This window comes from Opitutaceae bacterium (assembly GCA_015075305.1).
In the GTDB taxonomy this organism is placed as follows: Bacteria; Verrucomicrobiota; Verrucomicrobiia; order Opitutales; family Opitutaceae; genus UBA6669.
In genome coordinates, this window is sequence record JABTUS010000010.1 from 1 (window position 1) to 13,218 (window position 13,218).

The following is a 13,218-nucleotide window of genomic DNA, read 5'->3' on the forward strand; positions in this document are numbered from 1 at the left end:
TATTATCAACTGCCGCGGAAGCTTCAGGAAGCCTGCTTCACTCTCGATGGGTCGCATGCGTTATATAAAACCGGCCTTCGCCTGGCCCTTCACCGGCTTCTTCAAGTCGGCGTCTGTGCAAAAATATCCATTGGAGTTTCGGTGCAGGCCTGTCAGCTACTGAACCCATGACTCAAGCCCCCGACCGCGAGTCCAGCAGTTCCGCTTCGCAGGTGTCCTTGAGCGCCATCCGTGCCGCTGCCAGGCGCATCAAGGGTGCTGTGATTGCTTCTCCCTGCCCGGAATCGATCGCGTTGAGCGAGGTCACTGGTGCGCGCATTTTCTGCAAGCTCGACAACCTTCAGCGCACCGGGTCATTCAAGGAACGCGGCGCGCGCAATGCGCTGGCGATGCTCCCTTCCTCCGCCAGAAAACGGGGCGTTGTGGCTGCAAGCGCGGGCAATCATGCGCTCGGGCTGGCCTATCACGGTCGGCTGCTTGGCATCCGCGTGACAGTCGTGATGCCGGAATACGCTCCGCTCATCAAGCGGACCACCTGCGAACGACTCGGCGCACGTGTGATCATCGCAGGCCGGGACTTCGCCGAAGCTCGTGCCGCAGCTGATGCGATCGTCGCAAAAGACGGCGCACGTTACATACATGGCTTCGACGATCCGGCCATCATCGCAGGGCAGGGGACAGCCGGCCTGGAGATTCTCCGGCAGGTTCCCAATCTCGACGCCATCGTGTGCCCGATCGGCGGCGCGGGTCTGATCGCGGGTATTGCCGTGGCGGTGAAAGCGCTGAAGCCCAAAGTTCAGGTCATCGGCGTCGAAAGCATCGCCACCTGTAGCTTTGCCGCCGCTCTCAAGGCGGGTCAGCCCGTCGCGATTCCGAGAAAGTCAACACTCGCCGACGGCCTGGCGGTTTTGAAAGTCGGTGCACGCGCCTTCGAACTCGCACGGTCACGCGTCGACAAGGTGGTCAGTGTGCGTGAGGATGCCATTGCCCTCGCCATTCTGCGCATGGCCGAACTTGAAAAAACCGTCGTTGAAGGCGCAGCCGCGGCGCCTCTCGCGGCTTTTCTTGCGGGTAAACTTCCCGAACTGGCTGGAAAACGCGTCGCCCTCACGATCTGCGGAGGAAACATCGACCCCGCGGTCCTTAGCCGCGTCATCGAACTCGGGCTCGTCGCTGATGGTCGGATCGCACGGTTCAGCGCCGTGATCAGCGACCGCCCGGGCGGCCTGGCCGCGCTGGCGCGGGTGATCGCCGAGGCTGGCGCGAGCATCAAGGACATTGCCCATGACCGGGCATTCAGCGGGCCCGATGTCAGTGCCGTCACGTGCAGTTGCACGGTGGAGACGCGTGACCACCAGCACGTCGTCGCACTCAGGCGGGCGCTGCGCCGGGCGGGCTTTCAGCTCAAACCGGAGCGCGGCCCGCGCTGACGGACCGCCTCGAACAGCGTGATGATCGTCGCCATTGCCACGTTGAGGGAGTCCGCCTGGCCGGCCATCGGTATGCGAACGGGCAGATCCGCCTCGCGCAGCCAGAATTCGCTCAGGCCATATTGCTCGCTTCCCATCACCACTGCAAGCGGACCGCGAAGATCGCTGTCCGAGTAGAGCGCCTCGGCCGCCGGTGTGGTGGCGACCGTCCGAATGCCATGCTGCTTCAGCCAGGCATGCACCTCCGCGCTTGTTGAAATGAGGCACGGCACGGAAAAGATGACGCCCGTCGACGCCCTGACGACGTTTGGATTGAAGAGGTCGGTCACCGGGTCGCACACAATGACGGCATCGCACCCGGCGGCGTCCGCGCTGCGCAGGATCGTTCCGAGATTGCCGGGCTTTTCGATCGCCTCGACGACGAGCAGGAACGGTTCCTTGGGAAGATGCAGATCGTTGAGCGAGCGTTTCCATTGCGGTGCGACCGCGAGCAGGCCGTCGGGACGTTCGCGATAGGCGACCTTTGCAAAGGCCTCCCTGCTCAGCTCAAACAAACGCGCCCCAGCCGCGCGCGCGCTTTCAAGAAGGCTGCGTTCATTTTCCCCCATGAACCAATCGGGGGAGAAGTATACTTCCGACAGCGCGACCTTTTTGTCCAGCGCACGGCGGATTTCGCGGAATCCCTCGACCAGAAAGACCCCGGCCTCGTCGCGAGGCCGCCTGTCACGCAGCTTGACGAGCTGTTTGATCCGCGGGTTCTGGAGGCTGGTGATCTTTTCGGGCGGAAGTTCCACAGAAAGACTTACGCTGACCAGGCATCGATCCGATGCAATGGCGCAAACGGCATCGGAAGGGGAACCACGGACCGAATCCGGATGGGGAGCGAGGAAAGCGGGGTCGCGGTGTGGCTCGGGCTTCCAGCCCGCAGTCAGCTCCTGACTTCAGGCCAAGTGCAGAAAGAAGAGGACGGAAGTCAGATTGTTTCGCGCGAAGACACGAAGACGCGAAGGCAGAGCGACGGGGAGAACTTTGCAAATGGAGGGGCACGCCCCGTCGTGACCTGGGGACGCGCGTTGCGGAACGCCACCGGAAGAGTCTCACGCGGAGACGCGGAGCACGCGGAGAAGCCAGAGGTCAGAGTTCAGAGGTCGGAAGTCAGGCAGAGGAGAGTTGAACTCTTCCCAACTGGAGGGGCACGCTCCGTCGTGACCAGGGGACGCGCATCGCGGTACAGCGCAACGATGACATGGGCTTTTAACCATTGCTGGAGCGCTTTCTTCGCTAGAACGTGGACTGCGTGCGAAAGAAGAACCGGAAGCCGAATGACCATCCGTTTTCCTACCACCAGGAGATCGAGCTGGAGATAGCCACGTTGACGAACCTGGGGTCAGGGCTGGGGCGCGTCTCGATCGACCACCCTCAGGGACGGCTGGACAACTGGGTGGTCATGGTGCCTTTTACGCTTCCGGGCGAACGGGTGCGGGCCCGGGTTTTTCGCAATCACAGGAATTTTTCAGAGGCTGATCTGCTCGAGGTCCTCAAACCGTCACCCGATCGCGTCGCGGCGCAGTGTCCGCTCTTCGGCAGGTGCGGCGGATGTCAGTATCAACACCTTGAATACAACGCACAGCTCGCCTGGAAGCGGCGCCAGGTGGAGGAGCTGCTGCGCCACATGGCGGGGATCGACTTTCCGGTTGAACCCACCATCGCCTCGCCCCGGCAGTGGGGCTACCGCTCCAAGATCACCCCGCATTTCGCCACCCCGCGACAGGTCCCGGAAGTCCCGGGCGATGCCGCCGCCGACCAGGACAGGGCGCTGCCGATTGGATTCCTGAGGCAGGGGACACGCTTCGACATTGTTGACGTGCCACGGTGCCTGATCGCGACCGACGCCATCAACGACCGGCTGCATGCGCTTCGGGCGGAGGTGCGCGCAAGAGCGGCGGCGGGTGGCTACCAGCGCGGGGCGACTCTCCTGCTGCGGGAGGCTTCCGGCGAGGTGACAACCGACTTCGACGCCGTCATCGTCGAAACCGTCGGCAGCCTCAGGCTCCGTTTTCTCGCCCGTGATTTTTTCCAGAACAATCCCTTCATTCTCCCCGAGTTTACCCGGTACGTGCGCGAACAGGCCGCTGACTGCGGGGCGAGCCACCTGGTGGACGGCTACTGCGGAAGCGGTCTGTTTGCCCTCGCGAGCGCATCCGCGTTCGCGCAGGTTGCGGGCGTGGAGGTCAGTGAAAGCAGCGTCGCTTTTGCACGCGGGAACGCGGTGTCCAACGGCATTGCCAATGTCCGGTTCATCGCCGGTGATGCCGCACGGATCTTTGACGGACTCGCGTTCCCGCCGGCGGACACCGTCGTGGTCATCGATCCGCCGAGAAAGGGGTGCGACGCAACGTTCCTGTCACAACTTTTCAACTACAGTCCGCGGGCGGTGGTCTATGTGTCCTGCGATCCCGCCACGCAGATGCGCGATCTGAAGGAGTTCATCGCCGCGGGTTACGCGCTGAAACGCGTCCAGCCGTTCGATCTGTTTCCGCAGACGCGGCATCTCGAATGCGTGGTCACGCTCATGAAACCATGAAAGGACGCAGCGACATGGAGGAAGTCGTCACTCCCGACTACCGGCGGCTGAACGAGCAGCGTCGCGCGGAGGTGCGCGCGGCATTGCTTCCGCTGGTTGCCGGGCATCGCCGCATCACCCTCGAAATCGGCTGCGGTCATGGGCATTTTCTTGAAGCCTATGCCGCGGCGCATCCGGACAGGTTCTGCCTCGGTGTGGACCTCATGAGCGATCGGGTTCGCCGTGGCACCCGCAAGAAGGACAGGGCGCGGCTGGGCAACCTCGCGTTCCTGCACGCATCCGCGGATGACCTCCTCGCAGTCCTGCCGGATTCCGTGGCAATTGCTTCGATTTTTGTCCTGTTTCCCGATCCCTGGCCCAAGCGCCGTCACTGGAAGAACCGGCTTGTCCAGCCTGAGTTTCTCGAAAGCCTGGCATCGCATTCCCTCCCGGGTGCACCGTTGCACTTTCGCACGGACTACGCTCCCTATTTCGAGGAGGCGAGGTCCGTGATCGAATCGCATCCGCGCTGGAGCCTCGCCCCGGATGTGAAGGCATGGCCCTTTGAATTCACGACCGTCTTTCAGTCGCGCGCGCCCTCCTATCAGTCGCTCATTGCGCACCGCCGCGCGTAGCGGCAGCATCCGGCAACACCTGTTGCGATCATGATGAAACTCCCGCGCCATTCCCTCCGGCTTATCGTTCTTTCCGGCATCGCCGCCGTCTTTGTGCGCGGCGAGGTGCCGGTCCTTGTCAAACCTGTCTCTGCAAGCCGCACGATGGTGGTGGCCGGCCACCCGGAGGCGGCGGCAGCGGGTGACGGCATTCTCCGCGCGGGTGGGAATGCGATCGACGCGGCTGTTGCCGTTTCGCTCACACTTGGAGTCGCGGAGCCCTATGGATCAGGTCTTGGGGGCAAACTCATGCTGCTGTATTTCGATGGGCGCACAGGCGAGACGCACGCTGTCGATGCCATGGACCAGGCAAGTCGTTCGCTGGTGCCCGACAAGTATCGCCGCCGTCCGGAAAAATCCCGCTTCGACGGATGGTCGTCGGTTTGCACTCCAGGTCTTGCCGCGGGCCTCTTCACCGCGCATTCACGCTGGGGAAAACTCCCTTGGGCGCAAACGGTCGCACCTGCGATTGCACTGGCAGACGCGGGTTTCACCGTCCTGCCGAAATCGCGGCTGCTATTCGAAGAGCGGCTGGACAAGCTGCGCGGCGGGGACGGTACGCTGGCGAGGCTGTTTCTGCCGAATGGAGATCTCCCGCAGATCGGCTCCCGCCTTCCGAATCATGATCTTGCCCGCACCATGGAGCACCTCGCCCGCGACGGTGCCGATGGCTTTTACCGGGGGACGGTGGCGGCGGCGCTGGTCGAAGCGTCGAGAAAGGGCGGGGGGCTTTTGACGCATGAGGATCTGGAAAGTTATGCCGCGCGCGTAACCAAACCCATAGCCATCGATTTCAGGGGATATCACCTACTTGGCGGACCTCCACCCACCACGGGAGCGTCGCTTTTCATGATAATTCTCAAGGGACTCGAAGCGGAGAAACTGACCCCGCCGCTTCGCACGGCGGCCAACATCGACCTGGTCGGACGATTCTGGAGGGAGGCGCATGCGATGGTGCAGCGTGAAATTGGTGACACAGTCGAATCCCAGGCGGCTTTCGACCGCATGGTGAGTCCCGGGGAAATTGCCGCCTTGCGCGAGCGCGTGCTCGGCAGGAAACGCAAGGTGGCGGGTGTTTCGGAGGTGGATTCGCTGCTGGCGTGCACGACGCATTTCGTCGTCGCCGATGCGGATGGAAACATCGTTTGCGCGACGCAGTCGCAGAGCCTTCATTTTGGCGCGGGTGTCGCCGCTGCCGGTGTCGTGATGAACGACTCCATGAGCAATTTTGCCTACAATGATGCGCACAGTCCGAATGCCCTCGCTCCCGGCCGTCGTCCGCGCAGCACGATTGCGCCCACGATCGTTCTGAGCGGCGGCAAGCCGGTGCTTGCCCTCGGCATACCCGGTTCGTCACGCATTCCGACCGCAATCCTCCAGGTGTTGATCGACAACCTGGTGTTTCACCGGTCGATCGAGGACGCGATAGGCGATACACGCATCCATTGGTACAGCCCCTTTGACAAATCAAAACGAGACGCCGTTGAGGCTGAGAAGTCACTCGATCCGGTTGTGGTGCGCGGCCTTCAGGCCGAGGGCTGGCAGGTGAATCTTCCCGAGGAGCCGGGAACGGGCCGGCAATTTGGAGGCATCAACGCCATCGCGATCAAACCCGACGGCATGCGCGTGGGTTATGCGGACCCGCGGCGCACCAATGCAGCCGTCGGAGGCAACTGACGCTGGGCGGAAACTCTTTTCCTTCCCAAATGAAAAGCCGGCCCCGGGGGGAGCCGGCTTGAAGCTTGTGCGATGCGTCTTCGGTCAGAACCGCTTGGTAATCTGGAGCGAATAGGTGCGCCCGCGGGCCATCAGATTGTAGACGCCGGTCTCATATCCCCGCGAATCCGATGTCAGCGGCGGTGTTTCGTCCGTCAGATTGACGACTCCCAGCCGGACTGTCGTGTCGTTCAGCCAGGAGTCGTTCCTCATGAATCGATAGGAGATGTTGGCGTTGAAGCTGATCGAGTCATCAACGATGAACCGGTAGCTGTTGGCGCCGTTGTTGAACACCGGCTTGATGTAGCTTGGAGAGCCCAGGGATTCATAGGTCGCCAGGGAGGTCGTTGCGCCCACGTCGGAATAGTTGCCGATGTAGTAGGCGGACAGGCCCGCGCTCCAGTTGTTGCGCTTCCAGGTGACCGTCGCGCTTCCCCGCCATTTTGGGGTCGCGCCACCCACATTGGTCGAATTGGTCCAGCGCAATTCCGTGCGCGGCGCGCCGTTGCTCACGTAGGTGTGAAAGTCGTTGAGATAGGTCCAGTTGGTGTTCAGGACAATACGACCAACATCCATCCGGGGCAGGCGGTAGGTGACGTCAAAGTCGAACCCGTTCACGAATTCCTGCGAACGATTGAAGTACGTGGTGCGAATGTATTCGATCGCGCCGACAACAGCCCGCTGGCTCGAGGGCGGGCGGCCGGCATTGTAGGCGGCGAATGCGTCGCGGTCCGCCTGGGTCACGGGCAGGCGGACGATCGCGCCATCGCCCTTGTAGCCTGGAGTGCCGGAACCGAGGTCGATCTGGTTGATGCTCTGGCCCGCGGCAAGGGCCGCCTGCGTGGCGGCTTGGAGTGCCGCTGTGTCGTCCGCGATTGAACCGGAGGAGGCGATCACGTTGCGCTGCCGGATTTCCCAGTAGTCAATGCCGACGGAAAGGCCGCGCATCTTTGGCACATCAATGACAATGCCTGCGGACTTTCCACGCGATTCCTCTGGATCGAGGTCCGGATTACCCGCCGCGATGCTGCGCCGGTTCGAGGCGCCGTCGGTGGGTTGTCCCGTCACGATGCTGCGGTAGGAGTCGGTGGAGTTGGTTGCGGTCCGGATGAGCGTGCCCGTGAAAAGCTGCGCCAGGTTGGGCGCGTGGAAGCCCTCGTTGTAGGAACCGCGCACAAGAACGGAGGGGAGTGGCCTCCAACTGAAGCCGTACTTGGGTTTCGTTGTGTCGCCGAAGTCCGTGTAGCTTTCATACCGGGCTGAGGCTGAAATCTCGAAGGACTCCACAAGCGGGAGGCGGTTGCCCTTGCCGACGAGCGGGAAAAGCCCCTCCACGTAGGCGGCGGCGACCTGCCGTTTGCCATGCGTGTCGGAATTGGGCGAGAAACCCAGGAAGTCATTTGCGGTCGGATCCAGTCCGGAATCCGGGGGATTGAGACCGGCGAACGGGGGTCGGGTGTCTGCAAAGGATTCGTAACGATATTCGGCACCGAGCGCGGCACCGATGACATTGCCCGCCCAGATTTCAGTGACGTTGCCGGCTGCCCGCAGGTCAATGCTTCTCAGTTCAGTCAGGCCCTCCCGGATAAAGTGCGAACGGAACGTATTCTGAACGGACTCGGGATTGATGTAGGGGCCCGTGACGACGAGCGTGTTGTTCTGGATGGCAAAACTTCGCGTGAACGGATTGAAGGCGCGTGCGGGGTCGGTTTGGTTGATTGCATCCTTGAGCAGGCTCTTCCGGCTCGGTCCCATTTCGTCGTCCTTCACACGTGCGGCGCTCCAGAGGCCGGCGGCCTCCCAGGTCCAGGAGTCGAAGAACCGTCCGCGAATTCCCGCCACGCCGCGATAGACCGAGGTGTTGATTTCGGCGGTGCGGTCCGCGAGATCGGTCAGGCGCTTGTTGGTGATGCGCACCGCCGCGGGCGTGCCCGTGAGGCGCGGCGTGCCATCGGCGTTTGGAGCTCCTGTTGGACTCCAGAACCGCGTGCCGAACGGATTGAAGGGATTTGTCGCGGGAACGATGATGTCGCCATCGGTGGACTGGGTGATGCCGTCGGGTTCGCGAATGGTGACGGAGCGCGCCTGGTACTGGCTCCACTCGGCAAACGCGGTGAGATTTGAGCCCAGGTCGTATTCACCATTCAGATACAGATTGCCGCGCGTGCTTTGCGGTTGAATCACGCGATAGGTGTTGTTGTTCCAATAATACGTGCTGGTGATTCCTGCGCGGGAAGGGCTGGAAGTCTGGAAACCCACGCCGGTTGCGGTCGGTACCAGGTAGAACTGCCCGCTGGTTGCGGCGAGCGACGAGGGAATGCCGGCCGTGCGCCCTGTCTTGAACACGCCGTCGGTGAGCGTGCCCATGATGAAGTTGCCGAACTCGCTTGTGGCAGAGCGGGCGTTGAAGGTGGTGTCCGTGGACACATTCCAGGGAGCTGGCGCTCGTGCGGAATGATCGGCCTCTGCGGAAAAGGCGCGATCCCGCGCGTAGATCGGATCCCTGTCATAGAGATCAAGGACGACCATGGCGCGTCCGCGTCCGTTGTGGAACTTGAGGCCATGCGTGAGCGTCGCGCGCACCTCGCGTCCATCGCCGTCCTCCGTTTCTCCATAGCGGAGGACGAGTTCGGTCCCGGCAAAGTTGCGTTGCGTGATGGTGTTGATGACACCGGCGACCGCGTCGGTGCCATAGATCGACGATGCGCCGTCGCGGAGGACCTCGATGCGGTCAAGTCCGCGATTGGGGAGCACATTCACATTCGTTGAGAGTGTGGGCACTCCGGCTTCACCCTGGCTGATGGGGTGGGGCGGCAGGCGCCGGCCGTTGAGCAGGATCAGCGTGTTGCTGGAGGGAATGCCGCGCAGCGACACGGTGGCGTTGTCGCCGCGGGCGGTGGCGCCCAGTGTCGCCGTTTCGTTGCCGGGAAGTCCGGTGACCTGGGGCAGGGCCATCAGGAGGTCCGATGTCTGCGAGGCGTCCCGCAGGTCGATTTCATCCAGGGTGAACTGGGTGACAGGCAGGACGTTTTCTGATTCCAGGCGTTTCACGTTGGAGCCAGTCACGGTGAAGGCCTCCAGTTGAATGGCTTGATCGGCCGGTTGCTGCGGCGTTTGCTGGGCGGGCAGTGTGACGGCAAGCGCCACGCATGCACCCAGACAGGTGATCAGTTTGAGCGCTCGCATAGGTGTGGTGTTGGGTTGAGTACTCGGGAACATGCCCGGAATTGACCAAAACGGACATATTTCGTCGATGACCAAAATGCATGGGAAACTCGCCGGCGTGTTTGAATAAGATTTGCTGGGCTCGCTCGATGAATCATGGATTCCATGTTACGCAACACCGATAAGCTCTAGGCAAGAATTCCACTACTTCGTGGATTTCCGAAAAAAAGTTTTCATCTGCATTCGCCCAATCTTTGTGCCCATTTGAGCTCCCAATTCTATTGACATTCCGGGTCTGATGGAACTTCGTAATTTAACTCAGTTGTTGCGTAACACCGATTTCTCGGTCACGATAACTTCTTACCTCAGTTGACCCTTGCATTGACTCGCCCTGCCTTCCTCGAAGTCGGAATCTCCAAGGTCGGCTTCAACATTCCTATCCCACATGAATATTCCATATCCACAGTGTTGCCACTTCCTTCGTTTGCTTGGCATGTTTGGTTGCTGCTATTTAGTCCTGCCTCCGTCCATCTTTGCACAAGCTGCAGCCTCACCCGATGAAGAGGTTATCCGGCTTTCCGAGTTTACTGTCTCAGCAGAGAAGGATGTAGGGTACGCAACCACGAACGCAATAGGCGTCACCCGCACCAATACAGCCCTTATCGACACACCACAGGCGGTAGCCGTCATCAATCAAGAGTTCTTGCGCGATGCGATGGCCAGCGAACTGTATGATGTTTTGAAATACATCAGTGGCGTGGCGATTGAATCAAACGTGGGCGATAGTGTGATGATTCGCGGCTATGTCGTGCGAAGTCAGTATACAGATGGATTTGCCGACAACCAAAATCAAAGTCAGGCTGGTGCGGAGCCATTCCTGTTCGAACGGCTTGAGGTCCTGAAAGGCCCATCCGCAATTGTGTATGGCTCGCATGCAACTGGCGGAGTACTTAACCGCGTGCGAAAGTCACCGCAATGGAAGCCCGCTGGGGAGCTCGCGCTAACCTATGGTAATCATTCGCAAAAGAAAGCAGAGGTTGATTATACCGCTCCGCTCAACAAGCATTTCGCCTACCGAATCATCGGTGTCGTCCGGGATGAGGATCTCAACAATGGAGTGAATACCCGCTTTTCGTGGTTCAGACGTTGGAATGTGGATCCCATGATTGCTTGGCGTCCTTGGAAGAATGTCCAGGTGAAACTTACCGGGGAATTCCTTCACGAAAAGGGATTCAAGCACTGGAGTGACAATGCAGAACTTCAGCCCTTTGGGCGTGGGGCTGCCACTACATTCGGCCTTCTTCCCCGCGACTTCACATTTACGGATCCATGGGCATATAACGAAAATGACAAAAGAGCTGTTTTTGCCTCTATTGAGGCACAGCCCGTACCCGAATGGTCGTTGCGCCTTGCTGGCTATATGAACTTTTGGGATCATGACGTGTATGATATATTTGCCGCGGGAATGCAGATTAATAATCGACTGATGAATCGCACGTCGCGCTTTGCCACTAACTATGACAGCGACAAGACCGTTGCCTTGGAGTCAATATATAATTTCAATATTGGGCCAACTAATCACAAGCTTCTGTTTATCGGGCAGCACTTTGAACTCAACAATGAAGCGAGCGTTGTCACGCACAATGCTCCTCCTGCGCTCGATATCTATACTCCGACTTACAACTACTTGACGCCAGTAAATCCACGCCTGACATCCAAGACAAACAGCAGGGGTGAAAATCAGAGTCTTTCATTTCACGACCACATCCGGCTGGCTGGGGACAAGTTGCAGTTTGTCGCCGGTGCGCGATTTGACAAGTATCGTTCACATGCGGACAGCTTGTTGACCGGTTTCAAGGGAGCGCGAAACAGTGGGGACAACTGGACCTACAAAGGCGGTGTTGTTTGGAAACCACGGCAGGATTTCTCGTTGTTCTATAATTATTCTGAGACTTTCACCGCCAATTTTGGCGCAAATCCGGATGGATCAACGTTCAAGCCGTCTACAGGTGTTGTAAATGAAATTGGATTGAAGACAGCGCTTCACGAAGGTCGCATTACAGCTACCGTGTCCATATTTGATCTCCGCCTTAAACAAATTATTGGTCTTCACCCAGATCCAGACATGGCATCCGCTGGATACCGAGTTCAGTTGGCGCAACAAATAACCAAGGGTGCCGAGGCTGATCTGATTCTTAACATGTTGCCTGGATGGGATCTCATGCTCAGTGGAGCCAAGATGGATATTTCGTTGCCTACGAAACTTTTGCCGCGCAATGCACCGGAATACACCGGTGCTCTTTGGACACGCTACAAGTTCCAAAACGGCGCCTTAAAGGGATTTGTTGTTGGACTCGGTGCAAATCGAAAAGGGAAGGTTCCCGGCGAAGTGGGCAATGAGGTGATGTTTCCCGCTGTAACCACCATGGACGCCTTTGCACAGTATTCGTGGCGTCGGTATCGGGTCAGCTTGAATGTCTCCAATCTTAGCGACAAGTGGTATCTGGCCCGCGGAATTAACCGCAACCTATTCCTTACGGGCCCGGAGAGACTTATTAAGCTGCGTGTCGCATGCCTATTCTAAGAGCTCCTTCCTGCATCAGCAATAGGTGGCACTTGCCAAATACGACAGCAAGTCCGATTGCGAATTGCCGTTGGCTGCTCGCGGTATCCATGGCCTTTGTCGTCATGCTGGATGAGGGTCTTGCATTGTGGGCCACGCCTTCGGCCCAAGGGGGCGCTATTCCTGCCGGCAAAATCAATATCGGCTATCCTGACATATCTTCGCTCCATCCGGATTTGGAGAGCCCTGAGATAAGCGAGGATGAACCTGCTGCAGGGCGTCGGGTCCGAACTACGCTTCCCAAGTGGCGAGGGACTTCGGTATACTTCTCTCTGTATCTGCCGATTGACTGGAAGCACGGGCACACCTTCCCGGTCATTGTCGAATATCCGGGGAATGGAAATTATCGCAGCAAGCACGGCGACATTTGCACCGGGCGAGTGGAGGACTGTAATCTCGGTTTCGGCATTTCTGGCGGCAAGGGAAGCATTTGGATCTGTCTTCCATTTGTTGATGAGACGAAGCATGAAAATGCGCTCCAATGGTGGGGCAATGTTGATGTGACCGTAGCGTTCTGCAAGGAGGCTGTGGCGTACATTTGCTCGAAGTATGGAGGCGATCCGACGGCAGTATTTCTCTGTGGCTTTTCTCGTGGAGCCATTGCCTGCAACTTCATAGGTCTCCACGATGAAGAGATTGCCGGGATCTGGCGGGGCTTTTTTGCGGCCAGTCATTACGACGGAGCCCGGGCATGGCCGTATGCCGGCAGTGATCGTGCAGCTGCGCGCGAACGGCTCGAACGATTGGGCAACCGCCGGGTCTTTGTCAGTCATGAAGTCTATGATGTCACACCAGAAACCTACACGATAGTTGATACAATAAACTATCTGGCAGGTACAGGACGATCCCTCTCCAACTTTCGGTTTCAACTTGTGCCCATTCGTAATCATACCGATCGCTGGGTTCTGTATGATATTCCAGCCCGCCACAATCTTCGTATATGGTTTCATGAGGCTATTGCAGCCAAACCATAAATGCAATTGTCTCGTTCCGTTCCATGCAGTAAAATCAAGATGGCATGAGGGGCCCATCTAATACAATCCATTC

8 protein-coding genes are annotated in these 13,218 nt (G+C 59.2%); 6 read left to right on the forward strand and 2 right to left on the reverse strand.

Annotation, left to right across the window (positions count from 1 at the left end; translation table 11 throughout):
* The first annotated feature begins 167 nt into the window (after window positions 1–167).
* A complete protein-coding gene (gene ilvA / locus HS122_17560; GenBank protein ID MBE7540205.1) occupies window positions 168–1,430 on the forward strand; it encodes a threonine ammonia-lyase in 1,263 nt (420 codons plus the stop codon).
* Here ilvA and HS122_17565 read toward each other — a convergent pair.
* Window positions 1,400–2,224 (reverse strand): RNA methyltransferase, encoded by an 825-nt coding sequence (locus HS122_17565; GenBank protein MBE7540206.1) that lies wholly within the window; start codon window positions 2,222–2,224, stop codon window positions 1,400–1,402. The two genes, ilvA and HS122_17565, sit on opposite strands and share 31 nt — an antisense overlap.
* A gap of 503 nt (window positions 2,225–2,727) precedes the next feature.
* On the opposite strand from HS122_17565, the gene HS122_17570 reads away from it, so the two are divergent.
* From HS122_17570 to HS122_17580, 3 genes are read left to right on the forward strand one after another with little or no spacing between them, the layout of a single operon-like run.
* Window positions 2,728–4,014 (forward strand): class I SAM-dependent RNA methyltransferase, encoded by a 1,287-nt coding sequence (locus HS122_17570; protein MBE7540207.1) that lies wholly within the window; start codon window positions 2,728–2,730, stop codon window positions 4,012–4,014.
* Between the two features lie 14 nt (window positions 4,015–4,028).
* Complete coding sequence (locus tag HS122_17575) at window positions 4,029–4,628, forward strand: methyltransferase domain-containing protein (protein MBE7540208.1); 600 nt, start codon at window positions 4,029–4,031, stop codon at window positions 4,626–4,628.
* A gap of 30 nt (window positions 4,629–4,658) precedes the next feature.
* The gene (locus HS122_17580) at window positions 4,659–6,344 is read left to right on the forward strand and encodes a gamma-glutamyltransferase (GenBank protein MBE7540209.1); all 1,686 of its coding nucleotides are present in this window, start codon (window positions 4,659–4,661) and stop codon (window positions 6,342–6,344) included.
* 84 nt (window positions 6,345–6,428) lie between these two features.
* On the opposite strand, the gene HS122_17585 is transcribed toward HS122_17580, so the two are convergent.
* On the reverse strand, window positions 6,429–9,569 hold the full coding sequence (locus tag HS122_17585) for a TonB-dependent receptor (protein ID MBE7540210.1): 3,141 nt from the start codon (window positions 9,567–9,569) through the stop codon (window positions 6,429–6,431).
* Window positions 9,570–9,993: 424 nt separating this feature from the next.
* On the opposite strand from HS122_17585, the gene HS122_17590 reads away from it, so the two are divergent.
* Entirely contained in the window at window positions 9,994–12,132 is a 2,139-nt protein-coding gene (locus tag HS122_17590; GenBank protein MBE7540211.1) for a TonB-dependent receptor, read from the forward strand.
* 158 nt (window positions 12,133–12,290) lie between these two features.
* Window positions 12,291–13,145 carry a hypothetical protein gene (locus HS122_17595; GenBank protein ID MBE7540212.1) on the forward strand — a complete coding sequence of 285 codons (855 nt, stop codon included), beginning with the start codon at window positions 12,291–12,293 and terminating at the stop codon, window positions 13,143–13,145.
* The last annotated feature ends 73 nt before the right edge of the window (window positions 13,146–13,218 follow it).

Excerpts from the sequence above, each read along its gene's own strand:
- ilvA (MBE7540205.1), top strand. The coding sequence starts at position 168 with ATGACTCAAGCCCCCGACCGCGAGTCCAGCAGTTCCGCTTCGCAGGTG.
- HS122_17575 (MBE7540208.1), top strand. The coding sequence starts at position 4,029 with ATGGAGGAAGTCGTCACTCCCGACTACCGGCGGCTGAACGAGCAGCGT.
- HS122_17580 (MBE7540209.1), top strand. The coding sequence starts at position 4,659 with ATGATGAAACTCCCGCGCCATTCCCTCCGGCTTATCGTTCTTTCCGGC.
- HS122_17585 (MBE7540210.1), bottom strand. The coding sequence starts at position 9,569 with ATGCGAGCGCTCAAACTGATCACCTGTCTGGGTGCATGCGTGGCGCTT.
- HS122_17590 (MBE7540211.1), top strand. The coding sequence starts at position 9,994 with ATGAATATTCCATATCCACAGTGTTGCCACTTCCTTCGTTTGCTTGGC.